The organism is Micromonospora sp. RB23 (genome assembly GCF_053585025.1).
Genome location: NZ_CM132111.1, coordinates 401,720 through 423,731, shown reverse-complemented (window position 1 = coordinate 423,731; position 22,012 = coordinate 401,720). Strand labels below are relative to the sequence as shown.

Here is a 22,012-nt window from a genome sequence, read left to right as displayed (position 1 = left end):
CGCCCGGGCAGTCAGTCGGCCGGTGGGCGCCAGACGACGCCGTGCAGGAGTTGGGCCGCGCCGAGCCAGGCCACGTTCATCATCCGGGTGGCTGTCTTCTCCGGGTCGACCTCCGGGTGGTCGGCGAGCCAGTCGGCCAGCGACTCGGTCGCGCCGACCAGCGCGTACGCGACGACCTCCAGGTCGGTGGGCGCGATCTCGCGGCCCTTGACGCGCAGCGCGTGGTCGAGCATCCCGGCGACCACCTCGACCAGCCGGGCGCGCATGGTGGCCAGTTCACCGGCGAACGGCTGCTCGCCGCGGGCCTGCCGGTAGAGCACCGCCCAGCCGTCGCGGTGTGCGCCGACGAAGCCGAAGAACGCCTTGAGCCCTCGCCACAGCCGTTCGTCGGCCGGCAGGTCGGGGGCGGCTGCGCCGGCGATGGCCTGCATCATCCGGGTGCCCTCCCGGTGCAGGCAGGCGACGAACAGCTCCTCCTTGGTGCCGAGGTACGCGTACACCATGGGTTTGGAGATGCCGGCGTCCTCGGCGATCTCGTCCATGCTGGCGGCGTGGAAGCCGCGCCGGGAGAAGACCTTCACGGCCGCGTCGAGCATCTGCTGCTCTCGTACGGCGCGCGGTAGGCGCTTGAAGGCGGGAGGCGTGGACACCTTGCGAGCATACCTACTCGTGCGTAGGGTTACGCGCGAGTAGCCAAATCTTCCGGAAGGCGCGTCTCATGACTGACTTCGATCCGGCCAACTTCGCCAACGTCGGGCCCAAGGAGTTCGCCCAGCTGGTCAAGTCCACCCCGGACGACAAGATCGCCCAGGTGATGGCCGGTGACATGCGCGGCAGGATCCTCGGTGAGGTGTTCGGCCGGATGCCGTCGCTGTTCCGCGCGGACCGGGCCGGCTCCACCAACGCGGTCATCCACTGGATCATCACCGGTCGCCCGGACGGCGGCAGCGACACCTACGAGGTGGTCGTCGCCGACGGCAAGTGCGAGGTGAACGAGACCCCGCAGCACGACCCGAAGCTCAGCCTCACCATGGGTCCGGTGGAGTTCCTGAAGATCGTCTCCGGCGGCGCTAACCCGGTCATGATGTTCATGACCGGCAAGCTGAAGGCAAAGGGCGACCTGGGCCTCGCCGCCAACATCGCCAACCTGTTCGACATCCCCAAGGCCTGACATGGCCGAGTTCTCGCTCGACCTGAACGAGGAACAGCGGGATCTACGCGACTGGGTGCACGGCTTCGCCGCCGAGGTCGTGCGCCCGGCCGCCGCCGAGTGGGACGAACGCGAGGACACCCCGTGGCCGGTGATCCAGGAGGCCGCCAAGGTCGGCCTCTACGGCTTCGAGTTCCTCGCCACCTGCTGGGCCGACCCGACCGGGCTGTCCCTGCCCATCGCCAGCGAGGAGCTCTTCTGGGGTGACGCGGGCATCGGCCTGAGCATCTTCGGCACCTCGCTCGCCGTCGCCGCCATCTACGGCGCCGGCACTCCCGACCAGATGGTCGAGTGGGTGCCGCAGTGCTTCGGCGACGTCGACTCACCGGCCGTCGCCGCGTTCTGTACCAGCGAACCCGAGGCCGGCTCCGACGTCGGCGCGATGCGCACCCGGGCCGTCTACGACGAGACCAGCGACGAGTGGGTGCTCACCGGCCAGAAGGCGTACGCCACCAACGGCGGCATCGCCGGGGTACACGTGGTCACCGCCTCGGTGGACCCCACACTCGGCTCACGCGGTCAGGCGGCGTTCGTCGTACCGCCGGGCACCCCCGGCCTCGCAGCGACCCGCAAGCTGCGCAAGCTCGGCCTCCGCGCGTCGCACACCGCCGACGTCTTCCTCGACGAGGTACGCGTGCCCGGCCGCTGCCTGCTCGGCGGCAAGGACGCCCTGGACGAGCGGCTGGCACGCGCCCGGTCCGGGCAACGGGCCTCCGGCCAGGCGGCCATGCGGACCTTCGAACTGTCCCGACCGACCGTGGGCGCGCAGGCGCTCGGCGTGGCCCGGGCCGCCTACGAGTACGCCCTCGACTACGCCAAGGACCGGGTCCAGTTCGGACGGCCCATCATCGAGAACCAGGCGGTCGCGTTCGCGCTGGCCGACATGCGAATGGAGATCGACGCGGCGCGACTGCTGGTCTGGCGGGCCTCCTGGATGGGCCGCAACAACCGCCCGTTCACCGCGGGCGAGGGCTCGATGTCCAAGCTCAAGGCCGGCGAGGTCGCGGTGGCCGTCACCGAGAAGGCGGTGCAACTGCTCGGCGGTGCCGGCTTCCTGCGCGACCATCCGGTCGAGCGGTGGTACCGCGACGCCAAGATTTACACCATTTTCGAGGGTACGTCCGAGATCCAGCGATTGGTCATCTCCCGAGCGATCTCCGGCATGCAGATCCGCTGACCCTCGGCTCCTCGCGCTCCGACCATCGTCGGGTCGGCGGCCGCTCCGGCCGACGGCCCGACCGGTCGGCGCGCGCGCAGGTCGGCGCCCTCCTGGTTCATCTCCGGCGACCCGCTCCTGCCTATCTGTGCCGACTACGTCACCCCGCGCCGACGTCGGCTGGGCCCGCCGCGGCACCGGGTGCATGATCAAGGAAGACGCCCCGACGAGATGGGGCTGTCCGCGTAGCGCCCCGAGGAGGTCTGCGGCATGGACCTGCCGTTCGTCGTCACCACGCTGACCCGTCGCGGTCTGCTCACCCCGGGCCGCCCGGTCCGGGTCGCCTCGCAGCTCAACGCGCTGCGTACCTGGGGATGGAGCCTCGCCGGCGAGCTACGCCAGGCAGCCGCCCGCGACCCCGGACGACCGGCGATCATCGACGAGGACGGCGTCGAGCTGACCTACCAGGCGCTCCTCGACCGGGCCGAACGAATGGCCCGGTCGATGCGGTCCGGACTCGGCGTACAGTCCGGCGACCGGATCGGTGTGCTCTGCCGCAACCACCACGGACTGATCGAGACGATCGTCGCGGCGACCCTGCTCGGCGTCGACGCGGTGCTGGTCAACACGGGCCTCTCCGCCGCCCAGCTGGCGACCGTCGCGGAGGAGCAGCGGCTACGGCTGTTGGTGCACGACGACGAGTTCGCCGAACGGGTCCTCGGCCTCCCCGCCGAGCTGCCCCGCCTGGACGAGCGCGCCCGCGAGGAACTGGTGGCCGGGGCGCTGCCGGGCGAGCTGCGCCCGCCGGAGCGCGACGGCCGCATCATCGTGCTGACCTCGGGCACCACCGGCGCTCCCAAGGGCGCCCGCCGTCCCACACCCAGCGGTTTCGGGCCGCTCGTGTCCATCATCGACCGCATCCCCCTGCACGCGAAGGACCGGGTGCTGATCGCCGCCCCGATCTTCCACACCTGGGGATTCGCCGCGCTCCAGGTGTGCTTCGCGCTGCGGGCCACCATCGTGCTGCACCGCCGCTTCGACCCGGCCGCCACGCTCGCCGCCCTGGTCGCCCACCGCTGCGACGCCCTCTTCGCCGTACCCGTGATGCTCCAGCGGCTGCTGGAAGTGCCCCCGCCGGACACGCGCCCATCGCTCAAGGTCGTCGCGGTCAGCGGATCGGCCCTGCCCGGCGGGCTCGCACCGAAGTTCATGGACGCGTACGGCGACGTCCTCTACAACCTGTACGGGTCCACCGAGGTCTCCTGGGCGTCGATCGCCAACCCGGCGGACCTGCGCCAGGCGCCCACCACGGCCGGCCGACCACCGCACGGCACCCGACTGGAACTACTCGACAACGCCGGCCAACCGGTGCCGCAGGGGCAGGTCGGACGCATCTTCGTCGGCAACGAGATGCTCTTCGAGGGCTACACCTCGGGTGCCACCCGGGAAACCCGCGACGGGTTGCTCGACACCGGCGACCTCGGCTGGCTCAACGCCGACGGGCTGCTCTTCGTCGACGGCCGAGCCGACGACATGATCGTCTCCGGTGGGGAGAACGTGTTCCCGTCCGAGGTGGAGGACCTGCTCGCCCAGCTACCGCAGGTACGCGAGGCCGCCGTCATCGGCGTACCCGACCCCGAGTACGGCCAGCGACTCGCCGCGTTCCTCGCCCTGCACCCCGGCGAGACGCTCGACCCCGAGGCGGTCCGCGAGTACGTCCGGCACTACCTGGCCCGCTTCTCCGTACCCCGGGACGTGGTCTACGTGAAGTACCTGCCCCGCAACGCCACCGGCAAGGTCCTCGCCCGGGAGCTGCGTCGCTACTACGGCTGAGCCGCTCACCGACGCGCGCCCAGACCCGCCTCCCGCGCCAGCAACGCCGCCTGGGTCCGGTTAGCGCAGTCGAGCTTGACCAGGAGTCGTGACACGTAACCCTTGACGGTGGCCTCGGACAGGTGCAGGCGGCTGGCGATCTGCTGGTTCGACCGACCGGCCCCCAGGCTCTCCAGCACCTCCACCTCGCGTTCGGTGAGCGACCGGATCAGGTCACGGGCGCGCTGGGTACGCCCGGTCTGGGCGACGAGCCGGTCGGCCGCCGCCGCGGAGAGCACCGTGTGCCCCGCAGCCGCCACCCGGACGAGGGCGAGCAGGTCCTCGGGCGGCGTGGACTTGAGCAGGAAGCCGGCCGCGCCGGCCCGCAGCGCCCCGGTGACGTACTCGTCCAGGTCGAACGTGGTGAGAGCCAGGACCCGGGGCGGCGCGGGCAAGGTCATGATCCGCTCGGTGGCTCTGATCCCGTCGACGCCGGGCATCCGCAGGTCCATCAGCACCACATCGGGCCGCAGACGAACCGCGGCCTCGACGGCGTCCGCCCCGTCGTACGCCTCGCCGACGACCTCCAGGTCCGGCGCGGAACCGAGGATGGTGCACAGGTGGGCGCAGACCATCCGCTCGTCGTCGACGACGAGTACCCGGATCACGACCGCACCGCCGTCGACACGCGCGCCGGCAGCGTCGCGTGGACGGCGAAGCCGCCCCGGGGCGTCGGCTCGGCCGTCAACGTCCCGCCGAGCACCTCGACGCGGTGCCGCAACCCGGCCAGGCCGGTGCCCCCACCGGCGGCAGCGAGGACCGCGTCGGGTGACCGGCACGCCGGGGTGTTCGACACCGTGGCCGACACGGTGTGCCTGCCGTACTCGACCGCAACGGTGGCGGCAGCGCCCGGAGCGTGCTTGTGCACGTTGGTCAACGACTCCTGGACCAGCCGGAACAACGTCCTGCGCACCGTCGGTGCGACTGCCTCCGGGTCGCCCACCTCGGTCAGCCGCACCGGCAGGCCCACCCCACGGGAATCGTCGACCAACCGACCCAGCTCGGGTGTGTCGTCCGGGATCGGATCGACCCGTGGGTGTCCGTCCTCGCCATGCAGCACCCCCACCAGGTCGCGTAGCTCCGTCAACGCCCGGCAACCGGTCGCCCGCAGTTCCTCGGCCGCCGCCCGGACCGTCGGATCGGAGGTGGTGACCCGCAAGGCGCCCGCCTGCAACACCATCAGGTTGATCCGGTGGGTGACCACGTCGTGCATCTCGGCGGCCAGCCGCACCCGCTCGTCGGCGCGGGCCTGGTCGGCCAGGAGCAACCGCTCCCGCTCGGCCCGCTCCGCCCGGTCGGTCAGCTCCAACAACAGGCTGCGCCGGGCCCGGACGTACATGCCCGCCAGCGCCGCGACGAGGATGACCGCCGGCGCGGTGAACGGATCGTCGATCGACCAGGCGCTCGCCCCCATCAGGAACGCCGCCGTCAGCAGGCCGATCACCGTCCACTGTCGCCACCGCCGACCCCGCCCGTACGCCGTGACCGCGTACGGAACGAGGACAGCGGCCCAGGCCGGCGCGAAGAGGCTGATCCCGGCGATGGCCAGCGCCGCGGTGTACGGGCGTTGCCGACGGACCAGCAGCATGGCTGCGGCGACCGCTTGCGCGGCCACGTACGCCCAGGTGGGTGCCGTGATCAGCTTGGTGTCGGCGGCCGGATCCGCCAGTTCCAGACCGCCGCCGGCCGCCGTCGCCAGGAGCGCCAGCAACACGTCCACGGCGACCCGGAGCATCCGGCGTCGGCCCATGGCAGCAGGGTAACCGGGCACCCGGAAAACGGCCCGCCGCGCGTGCGGAGACCCGACGAACCACGACCGGCGTACGACGAAAGGAGGTAGCGGTCACGACTTTCTCCGCTGACGACGCTCGGCCGCCACACGGTGGGATCGATCCATGACCGAATCGGTACGGACGACTGACCGGCCACCGGCACCGACCGACGTGTCCACCGTCGGGCCGCGTATCGGCGCGCTGGACGCGCTGCGCGGCTTCGCGCTCTGCGGCATCCTGATCATCAACATCTACCAGCAGGTCGTCTTCCGTGGCGAGGCGGCCGGCACCTCGTCGCAACTGCCAGAGGCGGTGCAACTGCTCTTCTACGAGCGGTTCTATCCGATCTTCTCGATCCTGTTCGGTGTCGGCTTCGGCATCTTCCTCCGACGCGCCGCGAACCGGACCAGCCGGCCCCGGGTGGTGCTGGCCCGCCGACTGGTCGTCCTCCTGCTGATCGGCGCCGCGCACTTCGTCGTCCACCCTGGCGAGGCGCTGACCGCGTACGCGTTGGCCGGTCTGCTCGTGCTGCTGCCACTGAGTTACCTCGGCGGGCGCACGGCCCTCGTCGTCGCGGTACTGCTGCTGCTCGTCGGCGCGCAACTCGTCGTCGGTTACGGGCCCATCCCGGGCCTGCTCGCCCTCGGCTACGCGCTGGCCGAACTGGGCGTGCCGGCCGCCCTTGAGCGTCGCGCCGGTCGGGTGGCGATCGCGTTCGTCGTCTGCACCGCGCTCGCGGTGACCTGGATCGTGCTGACCGTCCGCGAGGTGGACCTGCCGTTCGTCAACGTCCTCGGCGGACCGGGCGGCGGCGTGAGCCTGCTGCCTCCGCTCGCCGGCATCGCCACCGGCCTCGCGTACTGCTGCGGTCTGGTGCTGCTGCTACGGACGCCGATCGGACCAGCGCTGTCCGCGGTGCTGTCGCCCATGGGCCGGATGGCCCTGACGAACTACCTGAGCGCCACCGTGCTGTTCCTGCTCGCCGGACCGCCGCTGGGCATCGACAGCACCGACGACCTGCCCCGGATCGTGGGCCTCACCGTCGCCATCATCATCGTCCAGGCGGTGTGGAGTGTGCTCTGGCTCCGGTCGTTCCGGTACGGCCCGGTCGAGTGGGTGTGGCGGTGCCTGACCTGGTGGCGACGCGCGCCGATCCGACGTCGGGGCACGGACTCGCCGATACCGGCCTGACCCGCGCGGCGACGCGCGCCGATCCGGTGGCGGGGCACGGAGTTTGTGACTCGGCCTGACCCACGCCGGCAAGCGGCTTCAGCTCGTCGACCTCGCGCCGAAGGCGCTGGCCACGCCGATGCCGGAGCGCTGGCGGCTTCAGCTCGCCGACCTCGCGCCAACGGCGCCGGCCGCGCTGGGCCGGCCGATGCCGGAGCGCTGACAGCTTCAGCCGGGAATCGCGATCCGGCCGTCGATCGCGGCGGCGGCGATGTCGGTGCGGTGCTGCGAGCCGGCCAACTCCACCCCGTCCACCAGCGCGTACGCCGCCTCCCGGGCGGCCGCCAGGTCGCCACCGGTGGCCGTACCACAAAGGACCCGGCCGCCGGCGGACAGCAACGCGCCGTCGCTGGCCCGGCGGGCGGTGCCCGCGTGGATGATGCCCGGCCGGTCCGCTCCGGTGATCACGTCGCCGGTGCGCGGCGCGGCCGGATAGCCCTGCGCGGCGAGCACCACGGTGACGGCCGCGCCGTCCCGCCAGCGCAGCGGCGGATGCTCAGCCAGCGTGCCGGTCGCCGCGGCGTGCAACAACCCACCCAGCGGCGTCTCCAGCAGCGCGAGCACCACCTGGGTCTCCGGGTCACCGAAACGCGCGTTGAACTCGATCACCCGGGGGCCGGCGGCGGTCATCGCGAGCCCGACGTAGAGCAGGCCCGCGAACGGCGTGCCCCGGCGGCGCAGCTCGGCCAGCGTCGGGTGGACCACGTCCCGCATGACGTCGTCGACCAGGCCCGGCGGCGCCCAGGGCAGCGGCGCGTACGCTCCCATGCCACCCGTGTTCGGGCCCGTGTCGCCGTCCCCGATCCGCTTGAAGTCCTGCGCGGGCAGCAGCGGCACGGCGGCCTCGCCGTCGGTGACCACGAACAGGCTGACCTCCGGGCCGGCGAGGAACTCCTCGACCACGACCCGGCCACACTCGGCGGCGTGCGCCAGCGCGGCGGACCGGTCGTCGGTCACCACCACACCCTTGCCGGCCGCGAGACCGTCGTCCTTCACCACGTACGGCGCCCCGAACTCGTCGAGCGCACGCGCGGTGCTCTCCTCGTCCGTGCAGACGTACGCCCGGGCGGTCGGCACACCCGCGGCGGTCATCACGTCCTTGGCGAACGCCTTGGATCCCTCCAACTGCGCGGCCGCGCCGGACGGGCCGAACACGGCGATCCCCTTGGCACGTACGGCATCGGCGACACCGGCGACCAGCGGCGCCTCCGGCCCGATCACCACCAGGTCGGCCGCGGTCTCCACCGCCAACGCCGCGACGGCGGCCGGATCGGTGGCGGTAACCGCCCGCAACTCGGCAATCTCGGCTATCCCCGGATTACCAGGAGCGGCAATCAACGCGGAGACGCCCGAATCACGCACCAACCCGAGGGCAAGCGCATGCTCGCGCCCCCCACCACCCACCAAGAGAACCCGCACAACGCGCCATCCTACTGCCCCCCACCCCCACCCCCGGCCGCCGCCGGCCGCCCACGCACCGCCCCGCCCGAGTTGCCGTTGATCATGAAGTTGTCGCCCTCCGCTTCGGTGTGTCGGGGCAGTAACTTCATGATCAGCGATGTCGTGCGGCGGTCATCGCCTGCCGCACGGTCCACGGGATGTAGTCCGGGCGCAGTGTGTCCTGCCAGGTGAAACGGAGCACCGTCCAACCTGCGTTCACCAGTCGGTTTTGGCGGCGGCGGTCGGCGAACACGGCATCCGGCAAGCCGTGCGGGGCACGACCGTCGGCCTCGGCGATGATCCGGTAACCACGCCACCCGAGGTCGCCGATGCCCAGCAGGTATCCGTCGTGGTCGCGCACCTCCAGTTGCAGCGCATCCGGCGGCACTCTTCCGTCGACGCAACGGAGCCGGGCGCGGGTCTCGAGGGGTGACTGCGCCCGCCCATCCACCTCAGCAAGATATGCACGTGCCGCGATCGCACCTCGACGCCCACGGATCAGGCGCGGTAGAGAAAGCAGGTCTTCAGCTGCCACCAACCGACGGTTCAAGGCCGAATCCAGCACACTCACCGCCGAGAAGCGATCAACCCGCAGAGTCACGTCGGCAAGGGTCCTGAGAGCTCCGGTCGTGGTCAATCCGTCTATCCGGACGAACTGCTCGGACGGAATCACCAGTTGATGGACGACCACCTCCGGATGGACGACCCGCGCCGGCCTGGCAACCGGGCCAGGCACCGACAGATGAATCATCTCGGTAGCCGGTAGACCAGCCATCTCATGCAGCTCGGCCGCTGTTCCGAGCACTGCTGCCGCAGACGGACCAAAGGACTCCAGCGCCGCCCTGATGCGCGCCCGCCGGGGCACCTCGTCATACAGGTCGGCGTCCACCAGGTAGCTGCCACGCGCAACAACCCGCCAGTGACCGGCGCGGCAGAGCCGCCGCACCTCGTGGGCGGTAAAGCCGGCGGCGCGCGCCTGCCTGACCGTCACGATCCCGTCCCGCGCGTTTGCGACGCGCCGCACCGCAGCCAAGGCATCCACCCGGCCACCCTGTCGGACCAGGAGACCGCCCGAAACCCCCTGTGGACAACCACCCCGGCCCTGTGGATAACCCGATCCACCCTTGCGCATTGATCATGAAGTTATTGCCACGACACGCCGAGGTGACGGGCAATAAACTTCATGATCAACAGGGTGGGGACCCCGGATCCCGCGCGGGACCCCGGGGGACCCTGGGGGATTAGGGGAGGAGGGGGTGTTGGACTACGTTTTCGTCTCGGCCTGGGCCTACGCCGATGACGCTCACCCGGGTGTTGCAGAGCTCTTCGACCCTCGCGATGTAGCGGCGGGCGTTCTCCGGCAGGTCTTCGGGGGTGCGGGCCTTGGTGATGTCCTCCCACCACCCGTCCAGTTCCTCGTACACCGGCGTGGCGTGGTGGAAGTCCGTCTGGGTCATCGGCATGTCGTCGACCCGCTTGCCGTTGATCTCGTAGCCGACGCAGATCGGCACCTTCGGCAGCCCGGTGAGCACGTCCAGCTTGGTGATGACCAGGTCGGTGACGCCGTTGAGGCGGCAGGCGTAGCGGGCGACCACCGCGTCGAACCACCCGCACCGGCGCTCCCGGCCGGTCGTGGTGCCGTACTCCGCGCCGATCTTGCGCAGGTGCGCGCCGTTGGCGTCGAACAGTTCGGTCGGGAACGGCCCGGAGCCGACCCGCGTGGTGTACGCCTTGCTCACCGCGATCACCTGGTTGATCGCGGTCGGCGGGATGCCGGCGCCCACGCAGGCGCCACCGGCGGTCGGGTTGGACGAGGTCACGAAGGGGTACGTGCCGTGGTCCATGTCCAGCATGGTGGCCTGGGCGCCCTCCAACAGCACCGTGTCGCCACGGTCCAGGGCGTCCCAGAGCATGGCCCGGGTCTCGGCGATGTACGGCTTGAGCCGCTCCGCGTACTCCAGGTACTCCTCGACCGTGGCCTCGAGGTCGATCGCCTTGCGGTTGTAGACCTTGAACAGCATCTGGTTCTTCTCGCGCAGCGCGAGTTCCAGCTTCTTGCGCAGGATGCCCGGGTCGAGCAGGTCCTGGAGCCGGATGCCCATGCGGGCGACCTTGTCGCCGTACGCGGGGCCGATACCCCGACCGGTGGTGCCGATCCGGGACGAGCCGAGGTACCGCTCGACGACCCGGTCCAGCGCCCGGTGGTGCGGCATGATGAGGTGCGCGTCACCGGAGATCCGCAGCCGGGACACGTCCACGCCACGCTCGGCGAGACCGTCGATCTCGGCGAGGAGCACCTTGGGGTCGACGACCACGCCGTTGCCGATGACGATCATCGCGTTCGGCGAGAGCGCCCCGGAGGGCATCAGGTGGAGCGCGTACTTCTGGCCGTCCGGGGTGATCACCGTGTGCCCGGCGTTGTTGCCGCCGGAGTAGCGCACGACGTAGTCGACCCGCTCACCCAGCAGGTCGGTAACCTTGCCCTTGCCCTCGTCGCCCCACTGAGCGCCGATGAGCACGATCGCTGGCATCTTTTCCGCCTCCAGAAGGCTCGGGTGCCAGGTGGCGACCGGTTGGCGAGCCCGGGGTGTCAGGTTAACAAGTAGTGACGGCGCGACCGGCAGGGGTCGCGTCGAGAGGCAGGAGGCTCCTTCGGTGTACGACGTGGTGCTGCTCACCCTCTCGTCGGAGCGGGACGCTTCCGGCGGGTGCGGCAGCGGCGAGGCCTGCTGCGGCGGCGCGAAGGCGACAGGCGCGGACGGCGATGGCGCCGGGCCGACGCCGGGTGACGTCGACAGTTGTGCCTCCGATCGACCCCGGGTGCCGGTGCTGGCCTGCGCCGACGCGCTGACCGCCCGGGGCGCCCGGGTGCAGACGGTCACCGCCCACTCCGACGCGGAGATCGACGCCGTCCTCGCGCAGCTCGACGGCCCGGCCCGCCCGGACGGCCTCACCTGGCCCGACGCGGACGGAAAGACCCGGCTGGTCGTCGCCACGGCCAGCGACGGTCAGTTGCGCGCCGTGCTGCGCCGGCTGGTTCGGCGGTACGCGCCACCGCCGAGTCGTCGCCCGGCGGACCTACGCGACGACCGGACCCTGCCCGACCTGCCGCCGGTCGCCGTACTCCCTCTGGACCCGGCGCGCGGGGGCACCCAGCGGGATCTGGCCGCGCAGCTCGGCCTGCCCCGTGACCCGGCGTCCGTGGCGGCCGCGGTGCTGGACGGCACGCCACGCCGGCTGGACCTGCTGCGCAACGACGGCGGCTCGGTGACCCTGGACGGCGCGCTGCTCGGGGCCGCCGACGACGCGGGTCGACCGCTGCACTGGAGGGCCCGGGTGGAGGTCGACGACACCGTCCTCACCGACGGTGATGAACCGTTGCTGGCCTGCGCGATCGGCAACGCCGGCGGGTACGCGTCGCTCGACGACGTGACGTTGCTGGCCGCGCCGGACCCGGCGGACGGCCGGGTCGAGGTCGCGGTGGCCGTCCCGGTGGTCGTCCGGTCGGCGTTGGGTCGCAAGCGGGTACGCCTCGAAGTGCGGCGGGCTCGCGGACGGGCGGTGTCGGTGCTGCCCCGCGAGGGAAAGGTCCCCTACCTCGACGACGGCGTCGAGGGTGAACTGACCCGCAAGCGCTCGTGGTGGGTCGAGCCGGACGCCTGGGCGGTCTGGGTGGTCTGACCCCGGTTGCGCCGACCGGCCCTGGTCGGCCGGTGGGCCTATCCTCGCAGGAGGACTGGGGAGGAACCGTAATGGACAAGAACGCCGACCGGGCTCAGGTGCCCGGCCAGCAGCCGGTGCCGGAGCGGGACATCGAACCACTGTGGCCGCCGGATCCGGCCGAGCAGGGCGCAGAGGTGGTACCGCCGTGGGCGGCGGTCGCCGAGCAGCGGGGCGTCCCGAGGCAGTCCGCGCCTCCGGCCGTGACGCCGCCGGTCGCCGCACCGCCGATCACGGCACCGTCGGTCGGCCGTCCCGGGGTCCCCGGGCAGCCGGGCGCCGCGTCCCTGCCACCGCCGTCTCCGTCGGACTATCCGTCGCTGACCGGGGCGGTGCCGCCACCGACCGGCTGGGGCGCCAACGGGCCGGGCGGGCCGGGTGCGGGCTGGGCTCCGGCGCAACCGAGCTGGCCACCGGCCGTGTCACCAACGGCCGCGTCGCCCGCGTCGACGGCGTCGCCGACTCCTTCCGCGCCGCCCGTACCGCCGACACCACCCCTCCCACCAGCGGTAGAAGGGCTCGTCGGGCCCGGCAGTGCGCGCACCGACAGCACCACGCCGAACTCGGCGGCCACCGCCGTGTCGCCCGGCGGCGCGAACGGAGCAACCGGCGTCGGAGCGGCCGGCGTCTCACCGGAAGCAGGCGGCACCGCCCCCGGAGCAGCCGGCGGCCCGCCCGGGGCGGGGCCGGCGGACGAACCCGGCGTCGGCCCGGTACCCGGGCCGCCCGGCGGCGTCGACCTGGACCTGCCGTTCTCCCTGGACCGCCCGCCTGTCGTAGCCGCTGCCGCCGAGGGAGCGGCCACCGCAGGCCCCGGCGCGGCCGGACCGGTCGTACCGGGGCAACCCGCGGCAGGCGCGGCCACGGCGGATTCCGGCACGGCAGCCCCGACGGCAGCAGGGCCGACAGCGGAACCGGGGTCGCCGGGTGGCGGGGAGACCCCGCCTGCCGTCGGGGCGGCTCGGCCGGCGGCCGAGTCACCCTGGGCGTATCCACCGCAGCGACCGGCCAGCCCGCCCCCGTCGGCCCAGGAGCAGGGCAGCATCCCGCCACCGCCGGTTCCGCCACCGCCGACGCCCGCCGTCGACAACGGCGGTGCGGCGACGCAGTCGTACGCGGGGCAGGTCTACGGCGGCCAGGCGCCGATTCCTGGTCAGGCCGGCCCTGGACCGGTGGAACCGCCGCAGCAGGACGCCGTGCCGACCCCGCCGCCGGGGCCGTTCCCCCCGTCGCCGGGCTGGTACCCGCCTCCCTGGCAGCAGGGCGCGGCCGCGACGCCGCCCGGGCCGCCGCAGCAGTACCAGGAGACCGACCCGGTGGCGCGGGTGCCGGCCACGGGTTACCCGGACGCCACGTGGACGCCGGAGACCACCGCCGCGCCGACGGCGGAGGACTTCGCCCGCCGTCGGCAGGTACGGCCCGCCGACCCGGTGGCCACCATGGGCGTACGAGCGGTGGTCAACAAGATGGGCCTACTCCGGCTCTCGCCCGGGCGGCACGAGCAGGAGCTCAAGCGGGACATCGAGATGGTGCGCCGCAACTTCGGTGGGCTGCGGCAGGTGACCGTGGTCAACCCGAAGGGCGGCGCCGGTAAGACGGTGGCCATCCTGCTGCTCGCGATGACGTTCGGTCAGAAGCGTGGCGGCTACGTCCTGGCGTGGGACAACAACGAGACCCAGGGCACCCTCGGGATGCGCGCCCAGCAGGACTTCCACGCCCGCACGGTGCGGGACATGCTGCGTGACCTCGGGCAGTTCCAGGGCGCGCACGGGCGGGTCGGCGACCTGTCGCAGTACGTGCGTTCGCAGGGCGAGGGCATGTTCGACGTGCTCGCCTCGGACGAGTCGGCCACCGGTGGCGAGATGCTGACCGCTGCCGCGTTCGCCGAGATCCGCGAGGTGGTCAGCCGGTTCTATAAGTTGATCTTCGTGGACACCGGGAACAACGTCCGCGCACAGAACTGGCAGGCGTCCATGGACGCCACCGACCAGCTCGTGGTCACCATGTCCGCCCGTAACGACTCGGCGGAGACCGCCGCCCGGATGCTCGACCACCTGGAGCAGAGCGGCCGGCAGCGGCTGGTCCGGCAGGCGGTCACCGTGGTGTCGATGCCGCCGTCCCGCAAGGAGATCGACCTGCCGGCGATCCAGGAGCACTTCGCGGCCCGGACCCGGGCGGTGCTGCTGGCGCCGTACGAGCGGCTCATCGACAGCGGCGAGCCGATCCGGTACGGCGGCCTGTCCTCGGCGACCCGGGACGCCTGGCTGAAGATCGCCGCAGCGGTCGCCGAAGGGCTCTGAGCAGCCGACGGCCGGCCCGGTGCCGGGCCGGCCGTCGGAGCGGGATCAGTTGCTGGCGAGGGCGTCCGCCGCTTCCGGATCGCAGTCGCGCAGGAACTGGGCGCAGCGGGCCGCCTCGTCGGCCTCGCCGATCTCGTCGGCGGCCCGGGAGAGCACGTACAGGCAGCGCAGGAAGCCCTGGTTGGGCTCGTGGGACCACGGCACGGGCCCGTGGCCCTTCCAGCCGTTGCGGCGGAGCTGGTCCAGGCCACGGTGGTAGCCGGTGCGCGCGTACGCGTACCCCGTCACGACCGCGCCGGCCGCGAACGCCCGGGCCGCGAGCGCGCCCCACGCCGCGCTGAAGGTCGGGAAGCGGGCCGCGACCTCGGTGTACGCCTCGTCGGTGCCGGCCTCCTGGGCAGCGGCCAGGGCGGCGTCGGCCTCGTCGTTCGCGGGCAGGAGGGTGGCCGGTGGCTCCGGCAAAAGGTTCTGCATCGCCCCATTCAACCCGCTGGACAGGGCGACATGCGAGCGGGTCGGCGGACGCGTTCCGCTGAACGGGTGAGGAGTTCATCACGCCTGCGGCCTATGCCGCCGCCAGGTGTTTTCCACTACAACTAATGGTCCGGAGCCTCCCCAGGACCCGGTTACGCAGGAGCCCGGTGGCCACGACCTCCGGGCTCCTGTCGCGTCCCGGGCCGCCCGGGGTTTGGTCGACCCCGTCGAAGGGGCAGGATGGCTCGGTGCCGACCCCACCACCCACCGACGTCATCGAACCGCACCTGCACGCCGACGAGATCCAGAGCCGGGACGAGTTCGACCGGCAACTGGTCACCGGCCGCCTGACCGGGCTGACCGTGCAGGGACTACGCCTCGACCTCGCCCCGGTACCCGACCTGACCGGCGTCGAGGTCACCGGCACCCTCTTCGTCGGGTGCCGGTTCGCCTCCCGGGAGGTCGGCGCCGACCTGGTCCGGCGGGGCGCGAACGTGGTGCCGCCGTTCTCCGGGCTGCCGTACCCGACCCAGCCGGCGCACCTCTACACCCCGGACGACCTCGCCGCCGGGTTCGCCGAGGGCGGGTTCGCCGGGATGTACGACACCCGGGTCTACGAGCACTACCGGGCGCACGGCGGCGCGCTGCCGGACGTGAAGGAGGCGCTCGGTCAGCGGCTGCACGACCATGGCGTGGACAACGCGCTGGGCGACGCGACCCGGGCCTGGTTGACCGCACACGGGTCGCAGTCGGTGGTGGGCATCATGGGCGGGCACGCGGTGCGACGCGGCAGTCCCGCGTACCGGATGGCCGCCGTGCTGGGGTGGGAGCTGGCGCGGGCCGACCGGCTGGTGGTGACCGGTGGCGGCCCCGGGGTGATGGAGGCCGCGAACCTCGGCGCTTTCCTGGCGGACCGGCCGGCGGCGGACCTGACCGCGGCGATCGACCTGCTGGCCACCGCGCCCGACTTCACCGACCACCACCGGTACACGGCGGTGGCGTTGACGGTCCGGCAGCGGTACGCGGGCGTACCCCGCCAGCGCGGCGACGACCTGGCGTGGGCGCGGGCCGGTGGGCTGGCCATCCCGACCTGGCTGTACGGGCACGAGCCGGCGAACCTGTTCGCGGGACGGATCGCGAAGTACTTCTCGAACGCGATCCGGGAGGACACCATCCTGCGCCTCGCCCGGGGTGGCATCGTGTTCGCGCCCGGGCGGGCGGGCACGGTGCAGGAGGTGTTCCAGGCGGCCACCAAGACCTACTACGGCACCGACGGGGCCAGCGGCGCGTACATCTTCCTGGACCGCTCCTACTGGACGCGGGATCTGCCGGTGGAGGCGTTGCTGCGTCCGCTGCTGGCCGCCTCGCCGTTCGGTGACCTCTCGTCGACGATCCACCTCACCGACGACGTCCGCGAGGCCGTCCGCCTGCTGACGGCGTGAACGGCGACGGCCGGCCCCCGCGTGGGGAGCCGGCCGTCGACGGGACGTTCGTTACTTGGTCATCGTGGTGCCGGTGGAGCGCAGGTGCTCGCACGCCTCGACCACGCGGGCGGCCAGGCCGGCCTCGGCCGCCTTGCCCCAGGCACGCGGGTCGTACTGCTTCTTGTTGCCGACCTCGCCGTCGATCTTCAGCACGCCGTCGTAGTTGCGCAGCATGTGGTCGGCGACGGGCCGGGTGAAGGCGTACTGGGTGTCGGTGTCGATGTTCATCTTCACGACGCCGTAGTCGAGGGCCTCACGGATCTCGCTGAGCAGGGAGCCCGAGCCGCCGTGGAAGACCAGGCTCAGCGGCTTGTCCTTGCCGTACTTGGCGCCGACCGCCTCCTGGATCTGGTTGAGGATCTCGGGGCGGAGCTTGACGTTGCCCGGCTTGTAGACGCCGTGCACGTTGCCGAAGGTCAGCGCCGCCATGTAGCGGCCCTTCTCGCCGAGGCCGAGCGCCTCGACCATGGCCAGGCCGTCCTCGGTGGTGGTGTAGAGCTTGTCGTTGATGGCGTTCTCGACGCCGTCCTCCTCGCCGCCCACGACGCCGACCTCGATCTCAAGGACGATCTTGGCCTTGGCGGCCTCGTCGAGGAGCTGGGCGGCGATCTGCAGGTTCTCGGCGACCGGCACGGCCGAGCCGTCCCACATGTGCGACTGGTACAGCGGCTCCTCGCCGCGCTTGACGCGCTCCTGCGAGATGCCCATCAACGGACGGACGAACTTGTCCAGCTTGTCCTTCGGGCAGTGGTCGGTGTGCAGGGCGATGTTGACCGAGTACTTCTTGGCCACCTCGTGCGCGTACGCGGCGAACGCCACCGCGCCGGTGACCATGTCCTTGATCGAGGGACCGGACAGGTACTCGGCACCACCGGTGGAGACCTGGATGATGCCGTCGCTCTCCGCGTCGGCGAAGCCCTTGAGCGCCGCGTTCAGCGTCTGGGAGGAGGTCACGTTGATCGCGGGGTACGCGTACCGGCCAGCCTTGGCGCGGTCCAGCATCTCCGCGTAGGCCTCGGGGGAAGCGATGGGCATGTGATGCGCTCCTTACTTACCACTCTCGGCCGTGCTGGCCGCTGTTGTTCGTCTGTGCGCCGGACCGCGCTGTCCTCCGCCCGGCAGTATCCCGCAGGTGAGGTAGGCGGGACCAACCGGAGGGGGTGTCACCCGTTCACCGGGTGTCCAGACTGTCCGGCACGATGACGCTGATCAGCCAGGTGACCACGGTCATGACGATCGCCCCCCAGAACGCCGCCCAGAAGCCGTCCACCTGGAACGGCAGGTCGAGTCCGCGTGCGATCCGGTCGGTGAGCAGGAAGAGCAGCGCGTTGACCACCAGGGCGAACAGGCCGAGGGTCAGCAGGTAGAACACGCAGCCGACCACCCGGATGATCGGCTTGAGCACCGCGTTGATCACACCGAAGATGAGCGCCACGACGACCAGGGTGAGCACGGTGTTGCCACCCGAGCGGCCGTGCACGTCGACCCCGGGCACGATCAGCGTGGTCACCCACAACGCGACTGCGGTGATCGCCAGTCGGATGAGGAAGCCCACGGGACCATCCTGGCACCGGCTCCCGCCGTCCCGGGGTGATTCGGCCGACTCGGCTTGCCGGCGCGAAGCGGACGCAGCCCGTACGGTGGTGGGAGCCGTGCCCCGAGACCCCGGGAGGGACGATGGGTCAGCCCGACGAGGACTTCACCCCCGGCGACCACCTCGCCGCGGACGAACGCGATCCGGAGGCGGAGCCGGCCGACGCGGTCGAGCAGGCCACCTCGGTCGATGCCGCCGACGTCGACGTCGAGCCGCACCGCGGCATGGAGGTCGACGACTGGGACGCCATGGAGCAGGCCCGCGTGGTCACCGCGGACGAGGACGACTACCGCTGAACCCGGCGGAGCTGTCCTTACCCGTTGCGGCAGAGGTACCCGGCCGTTCGGATGGTTGGACGCGTATCGATAGAGCGGGGCGTGCGAGGCGCGTCGATTCTCCCTAGGTTGGACGAGCGCTGCCTACCCCTGGGAGGACCCTCGTGCTCAAGCACACGATCCGTTGGCTGGTCGGGCTGGGTGCCGTGGGCGCCCTGGTCGCCGTGTCCGCCACCCCCGCCGTCGCGGCTGCCACCATCGAGCCGTACTTCCAGGACGCCACGTTGGCCGTCGGTGCGGCGAAGACGTCCCAGCTGTTCCTGTACGCCGACGAGGCGACGACCCTCGACGACCTCTCCGTGCGGTACGACTACCGCTCACTCGCCAACAAGATCAGCATCACACCCGCCGACCAGCAGGAGTGCACGACTCCGGAGCCGGGCGTCCTCCTCTGTCCGGAGCAGTTCGGTGTCGCTCTCAGCGAGCTGCCGCCTCTCGGCAGCGGGATCTACCGCGGCGTCACCAAGCGGGTGAACATGACCGCCACTCAGGACGCGCAGGTCGGCGACTCCGGCGACGTCGTGGTCAGCTTCGAGGCGGCCGGTGGGCGGCGGGGCAGTTACACCTCGCAGGTCCGCATCGGCGAGGGCGTGGACCTGGCTGGCGGTCCGTTCACCACCTTCACCTCGAAGCCGGGTGGAAAGGTACCGGTGCCGCTGGCCGTGTCCAACGTCGGCGCGAAGACCGTCACCGGCTTCGTCGCGGTCTTCGACCTCCCGTACTCGATGCGGACCAGGGACCGCTTCAGCAACTGCCTCTACTCCGACGACCACCTCGTCTCCTGCCAGTTCGACGAGGAGATTCCGGTGGGCGGAGCAGTGTCCACGACGCTGAACCTCGAACTCGGGAAGGACACCTACGCGCCGACCAACCAGTCCGGCTATGCCCAGTTCATGACCATCGCCGACTTCGAGGACCTGACCCGCGTACGGGAAGCGGTCGGCGCACGAGCTGCCGTGCGGGGCAGCGGTCCGAAGCTGACCCTGGCCGAGGCGCCCAACCGGGCACGGCAGGCCGACCAGACCGACGTCGGCCCGGGCTTCGACTACACGGGTTGGATCATCAAGGTCACCGGCAGGAACGGCACCGACCTGGCGGCGATCGGCGCCACGCTCAAGGGCGGTGTCGGCACGGTCGTGACGGCAACGGTGGGCTTGCGCAACAACGGCCCGGCGACGCTCGACAACGTGAGCGAGGAGTGGGAGGCCGCCACCCACACGCTCGTCGAGCTGCCACCCGGCACCACGGCCGTCGAGGTTCCCCTCGGCTGTCAACCGCGAGCGGGCACCCGGACGTACCAGTGCGCCTCGGACATGCTGCTGGTCGCGGGCGTGACCTACACCGTGGACTTCCGGCTGCGTATCGACAAGGTGGTTCCCAACGCCAAGGGCACGGTGTGGGTCAACGCGCCGTGCGAGTGTCCCGCCGGCGGCAGCTTCACCGGCGACATCAAGCCGGCCAACGACCGGGCCACGATCCTGGTCAACCCGGGCCAGGGTGGCGGCAGCGGCGACGGTGACGGTGGCAGCGGTGGCGGTGGTTCGCTGCCCATCACCGGCACCCCGACGAGTCTGCTCGCCGGCCTCGGTGGCCTGCTGCTCGTTGCCGGCCTCGGCGGTTACCTGCTCGCCCGACGTCGCAGCACCCACTTCGTCGCCTGACCTGCCCCGCCTGACCGGCACCCCGCCGCCGTTCTCCCCCCGGGCCGTGGGGTGCCGTCGCAGTCCACGGAGTCACCGAGGGCCGTCGACCAATGTCGGGTGACGGGCGGCCCACTCCTCGAGGCGGTCCTCCCGCAGCGCCTTCAGGAGCTCCGGCACGAACGTCGGATCGGCCCGCAGGGAGCCGTCCCTCGCGGTCGGCGAGGCGACCGGCAGGCCCAGCCCGACCGGCTCGACCGACCGCAGCGTGGGAGCGATCCGCAGCAGGTCCAGGACGGCCCCCCGGTCGGGTGACGCCACGAGGTCCGGGCCGACGGCGGCGAACAGTCTGGCGAGGCGTACCGGATTGGTGAGTATGTCCTGGTCGGCGACCTGGCGGACGAGACCGGCGGCGAAGATCCGGGCGTTGTGGTCCCGGTCCTGGTTGCCTTCGGGCAACCCGTAGCGCTGCCGGAGCAGATCGACCGACGCGGCGCCGTCGAGGCGTTGGCAGCCCGCCGGGAAGACCCGCCGAGTGTGGACCGAACGCACCCGGTCACTCAGGCAGACCGGCACACCGCCCACGGCGTCGGTCAGCGTCCGCACGGCGCGGTACGTCAGCACCAGACCGGCGTCCACCCGGACCCCGGTCAGCTCGGCCACCGTGCGCCGGGTCAGCTCGTACCCCTTGGTCATGTCCGGCCGGACCGACCCGACGCCGGCCGGGAACGCGGAGTTCAGCTTGTCGGTGCCGTGGCCCGGGATCGACACCGCCAGGCCGCGGGGCAGCGACACCAGGTAGGGGCGGCTGCGGTCGGCCGGGATGTGCACCAACAGCACCGCGTCGGCCCGAGTCGCCGCCGGTCCCTCGCCGTCAAGGCCGAGCAGCAGGATGTTCAGCGCGCCGGACGGTACCGGCCGAGCGGACTCACCGAGCAGTTCGGCGGTCGGCGGCGGGCCCCCGCGCTCCGGAGTCAGCAGCGGCACCCCGATCCCCAGCACCCCGAGCAGAGCCAACGCGGCACCACCGGCCCGCCAGCGGCGACGCCGACGGCGACGGCGAACGGTCAGGCGATCGATCGCGGCGCGCAGCGGACCGGTCGGCGGGGTCAGCGGCTCGTGCCGGGCGAAGGCGGCACGCAGGTCATCCTCGATCATGACGGAACCTCCACGTACTCGGCCCGGAGCGTGGCGAGGGCCCGGGAGATGGACGAACGGACGGTCCCGACGGCACAGCCGAGGATGTCGGCGATCTCGGCGTCGGGCAGATCCTCGTAGTAGCGCAGGACGAGGGTGGCGCGCTGCCGGCGTGGCAGCCGGGACAGCCAGGTCCAGATCTGGTCCCGGTCCACGGCGGACTGGGCGTGGTCGGTGGATGCCGGCAGGGACTCGTCCGGTTCCCCGCGCAGCAGCACCCGACGCATCCACGAGCCGCGCTTCCAGTCGACGTACTGGTTGGTGAGCATGCGGCGCACGTACCGCTCGGGCGAGTCCGCGCGAGCGACCCGCCGCCAGTTCAGCTGGACCCGGACCATCGTCTCCTGCACCAGATCCTGGGCCTGGTGCGGATCACCGGTGAGCATCACCGCGTACCGCAGCAGCGGGGCAAGCCGCGTGTCCGCGAACTCCTCGTACGTCACTGCACCTCCCGGGGTCCTGCCTCAGATGACGGGAGCGGACCCGCTGAACATTGCGGTGACGGCGATCAACCTTTCGGTTCGTCCTGGCCGCCGAGCGGTGATCAGGGTCGGCGCTGAACCTTAGCGATTCCTTAAGATCCGCAGG

At 71.8% G+C, this 22,012-nt stretch carries 20 protein-coding genes; 9 read left to right on the top strand and 11 right to left on the bottom strand.

Annotated features, from left to right (window positions below; translation table 11 throughout):
• Positions 1–11: 11 nt before the first annotated feature.
• On the bottom strand, positions 12–650 hold the full coding sequence (locus ACTFTM_RS01895) for a TetR/AcrR family transcriptional regulator (RefSeq protein WP_449564158.1): 639 nt from the start codon (positions 648–650) through the stop codon (positions 12–14).
• 68 nt (positions 651–718) lie between these two features.
• Here ACTFTM_RS01895 and ACTFTM_RS01890 point away from each other — a divergent pair, with 68 nt between their 5' ends.
• The 3 genes from ACTFTM_RS01890 (at position 719) to ACTFTM_RS01880 (ending at position 4,199) form a co-directional block, all read left to right on the top strand.
• Positions 719–1,171: an SCP2 sterol-binding domain-containing protein gene (locus ACTFTM_RS01890; RefSeq protein ID WP_449564157.1), complete on the top strand. Its 453-nt coding sequence runs from the start codon at positions 719–721 to the stop codon at positions 1,169–1,171.
• A gap of 1 nt (position 1,172) precedes the next feature.
• The gene (locus ACTFTM_RS01885) at positions 1,173–2,387 is read left to right on the top strand and encodes an acyl-CoA dehydrogenase family protein (protein ID WP_449564156.1); all 1,215 of its coding nucleotides are present in this window, start codon (positions 1,173–1,175) and stop codon (positions 2,385–2,387) included.
• A 249-nt stretch (positions 2,388–2,636) separates the two neighbouring features.
• Positions 2,637–4,199, top strand: a complete 1,563-nt coding sequence (locus ACTFTM_RS01880) for an AMP-binding protein (RefSeq protein WP_449564155.1) — start codon at positions 2,637–2,639, stop codon at positions 4,197–4,199.
• Positions 4,200–4,204: 5 nt separating this feature from the next.
• On the opposite strand, the gene ACTFTM_RS01875 is transcribed toward ACTFTM_RS01880, so the two are convergent.
• Together ACTFTM_RS01875 and ACTFTM_RS01870 are read right to left on the bottom strand one after the other, a co-directional pair.
• Positions 4,205–4,846: a response regulator gene (locus ACTFTM_RS01875; protein ID WP_449564154.1), complete on the bottom strand. Its 642-nt coding sequence runs from the start codon at positions 4,844–4,846 to the stop codon at positions 4,205–4,207.
• On the bottom strand, positions 4,843–5,988 hold the full coding sequence (locus ACTFTM_RS01870) for a sensor histidine kinase (RefSeq protein ID WP_449564153.1): 1,146 nt from the start codon (positions 5,986–5,988) through the stop codon (positions 4,843–4,845). The genes ACTFTM_RS01875 and ACTFTM_RS01870 overlap by 4 nt, the downstream gene beginning before the upstream one ends.
• 145 nt (positions 5,989–6,133) lie before the next feature.
• Here ACTFTM_RS01870 and ACTFTM_RS01865 point away from each other — a divergent pair, with 145 nt between their 5' ends.
• Positions 6,134–7,201 (top strand): DUF418 domain-containing protein, encoded by a 1,068-nt coding sequence (locus ACTFTM_RS01865; protein ID WP_449564152.1) that lies wholly within the window; start codon positions 6,134–6,136, stop codon positions 7,199–7,201.
• A gap of 207 nt (positions 7,202–7,408) precedes the next feature.
• On the opposite strand, the gene purD is transcribed toward ACTFTM_RS01865, so the two are convergent.
• The 3 genes from purD to ACTFTM_RS01850 form a co-directional block, all read right to left on the bottom strand.
• Positions 7,409–8,659, bottom strand: a complete 1,251-nt coding sequence (gene purD / locus ACTFTM_RS01860) for a phosphoribosylamine--glycine ligase (protein ID WP_449564151.1) — start codon at positions 8,657–8,659, stop codon at positions 7,409–7,411.
• Positions 8,660–8,792: 133 nt separating this feature from the next.
• Positions 8,793–9,722, bottom strand: coding sequence for a type IV toxin-antitoxin system AbiEi family antitoxin domain-containing protein (locus ACTFTM_RS01855; RefSeq protein ID WP_449564150.1), 930 nt, complete (start codon positions 9,720–9,722; stop codon positions 8,793–8,795).
• A 199-nt stretch (positions 9,723–9,921) separates the two neighbouring features.
• Complete coding sequence (locus tag ACTFTM_RS01850) at positions 9,922–11,211, bottom strand: adenylosuccinate synthase (RefSeq protein WP_449564149.1); 1,290 nt, start codon at positions 11,209–11,211, stop codon at positions 9,922–9,924.
• Positions 11,212–11,335: 124 nt separating this feature from the next.
• Here ACTFTM_RS01850 and ACTFTM_RS01845 point away from each other — a divergent pair, with 124 nt between their 5' ends.
• Both ACTFTM_RS01845 and ACTFTM_RS01840 read left to right on the top strand, forming a co-directional pair.
• Positions 11,336–12,361: a diacylglycerol kinase family protein gene (locus ACTFTM_RS01845; protein WP_449564148.1), complete on the top strand. Its 1,026-nt coding sequence runs from the start codon at positions 11,336–11,338 to the stop codon at positions 12,359–12,361.
• Positions 12,362–12,432: 71 nt separating this feature from the next.
• Positions 12,433–14,700 (top strand): chromosome partitioning protein, encoded by a 2,268-nt coding sequence (locus tag ACTFTM_RS01840; protein WP_449564147.1) that lies wholly within the window; start codon positions 12,433–12,435, stop codon positions 14,698–14,700.
• A gap of 45 nt (positions 14,701–14,745) precedes the next feature.
• Here the strand turns inward: ACTFTM_RS01840 and ACTFTM_RS01835 are convergent, their stop codons facing one another.
• Positions 14,746–15,174, bottom strand: coding sequence for a DUF3151 domain-containing protein (locus ACTFTM_RS01835; protein ID WP_449564146.1), 429 nt, complete (start codon positions 15,172–15,174; stop codon positions 14,746–14,748).
• 248 nt (positions 15,175–15,422) lie between these two features.
• Here ACTFTM_RS01835 and ACTFTM_RS01830 point away from each other — a divergent pair, with 248 nt between their 5' ends.
• Positions 15,423–16,616, top strand: coding sequence for an LOG family protein (locus tag ACTFTM_RS01830; protein WP_449564145.1), 1,194 nt, complete (start codon positions 15,423–15,425; stop codon positions 16,614–16,616).
• A gap of 51 nt (positions 16,617–16,667) precedes the next feature.
• Here the strand turns inward: ACTFTM_RS01830 and fbaA are convergent, their stop codons facing one another.
• Both fbaA and ACTFTM_RS01820 read right to left on the bottom strand, forming a co-directional pair.
• Positions 16,668–17,693, bottom strand: a complete 1,026-nt coding sequence (gene fbaA, locus ACTFTM_RS01825; RefSeq protein ID WP_124771129.1) for a class II fructose-bisphosphate aldolase — start codon at positions 17,691–17,693, stop codon at positions 16,668–16,670.
• Positions 17,694–17,829: 136 nt separating this feature from the next.
• Complete coding sequence (locus tag ACTFTM_RS01820) at positions 17,830–18,213, bottom strand: phage holin family protein (RefSeq protein WP_449564144.1); 384 nt, start codon at positions 18,211–18,213, stop codon at positions 17,830–17,832.
• Positions 18,214–18,335: 122 nt separating this feature from the next.
• On the opposite strand from ACTFTM_RS01820, the gene ACTFTM_RS01815 reads away from it, so the two are divergent.
• Positions 18,336–18,548 (top strand): hypothetical protein, encoded by a 213-nt coding sequence (locus ACTFTM_RS01815; RefSeq protein ID WP_449564143.1) that lies wholly within the window; start codon positions 18,336–18,338, stop codon positions 18,546–18,548.
• Positions 18,549–18,691: 143 nt separating this feature from the next.
• Positions 18,692–20,248 carry an LPXTG cell wall anchor domain-containing protein gene (locus ACTFTM_RS01810; RefSeq protein WP_449564142.1) on the top strand — a complete coding sequence of 519 codons (1,557 nt, stop codon included), beginning with the start codon at positions 18,692–18,694 and terminating at the stop codon, positions 20,246–20,248.
• Between the two features lie 72 nt (positions 20,249–20,320).
• Here ACTFTM_RS01810 and ACTFTM_RS01805 read toward each other — a convergent pair whose 3' ends face one another.
• Both ACTFTM_RS01805 and ACTFTM_RS01800 read right to left on the bottom strand, forming a co-directional pair.
• Positions 20,321–21,385 carry an LCP family protein gene (locus tag ACTFTM_RS01805; RefSeq protein WP_449564141.1) on the bottom strand — a complete coding sequence of 355 codons (1,065 nt, stop codon included), beginning with the start codon at positions 21,383–21,385 and terminating at the stop codon, positions 20,321–20,323.
• On the bottom strand, positions 21,382–21,867 hold the full coding sequence (locus ACTFTM_RS01800) for a SigE family RNA polymerase sigma factor (protein WP_422737672.1): 486 nt from the start codon (positions 21,865–21,867) through the stop codon (positions 21,382–21,384). The genes ACTFTM_RS01805 and ACTFTM_RS01800 overlap by 4 nt, the downstream gene beginning before the upstream one ends.
• Positions 21,868–22,012: the final 145 nt, after the last annotated feature.

Coding starts and splice junctions, on each gene's coding strand:
- fbaA (WP_124771129.1), bottom strand. CDS start 17,693: ATGCCCATCGCTTCCCCCGAGGCCTACGCGGAGATGCTGGACCGCGCC.
- ACTFTM_RS01815 (WP_449564143.1), top strand. CDS start 18,336: ATGGGTCAGCCCGACGAGGACTTCACCCCCGGCGACCACCTCGCCGCG.
- ACTFTM_RS01865 (WP_449564152.1), top strand. CDS start 6,134: ATGACCGAATCGGTACGGACGACTGACCGGCCACCGGCACCGACCGAC.
- ACTFTM_RS01805 (WP_449564141.1), bottom strand. CDS start 21,385: ATGATCGAGGATGACCTGCGTGCCGCCTTCGCCCGGCACGAGCCGCTG.
- ACTFTM_RS01840 (WP_449564147.1), top strand. CDS start 12,433: ATGGACAAGAACGCCGACCGGGCTCAGGTGCCCGGCCAGCAGCCGGTG.
- ACTFTM_RS01850 (WP_449564149.1), bottom strand. CDS start 11,211: ATGCCAGCGATCGTGCTCATCGGCGCTCAGTGGGGCGACGAGGGCAAG.
- ACTFTM_RS01870 (WP_449564153.1), bottom strand. CDS start 5,988: ATGGGCCGACGCCGGATGCTCCGGGTCGCCGTGGACGTGTTGCTGGCG.
- ACTFTM_RS01885 (WP_449564156.1), top strand. CDS start 1,173: ATGGCCGAGTTCTCGCTCGACCTGAACGAGGAACAGCGGGATCTACGC.
- ACTFTM_RS01880 (WP_449564155.1), top strand. CDS start 2,637: ATGGACCTGCCGTTCGTCGTCACCACGCTGACCCGTCGCGGTCTGCTC.
- ACTFTM_RS01890 (WP_449564157.1), top strand. CDS start 719: ATGACTGACTTCGATCCGGCCAACTTCGCCAACGTCGGGCCCAAGGAG.
- ACTFTM_RS01835 (WP_449564146.1), bottom strand. CDS start 15,174: ATGCAGAACCTTTTGCCGGAGCCACCGGCCACCCTCCTGCCCGCGAAC.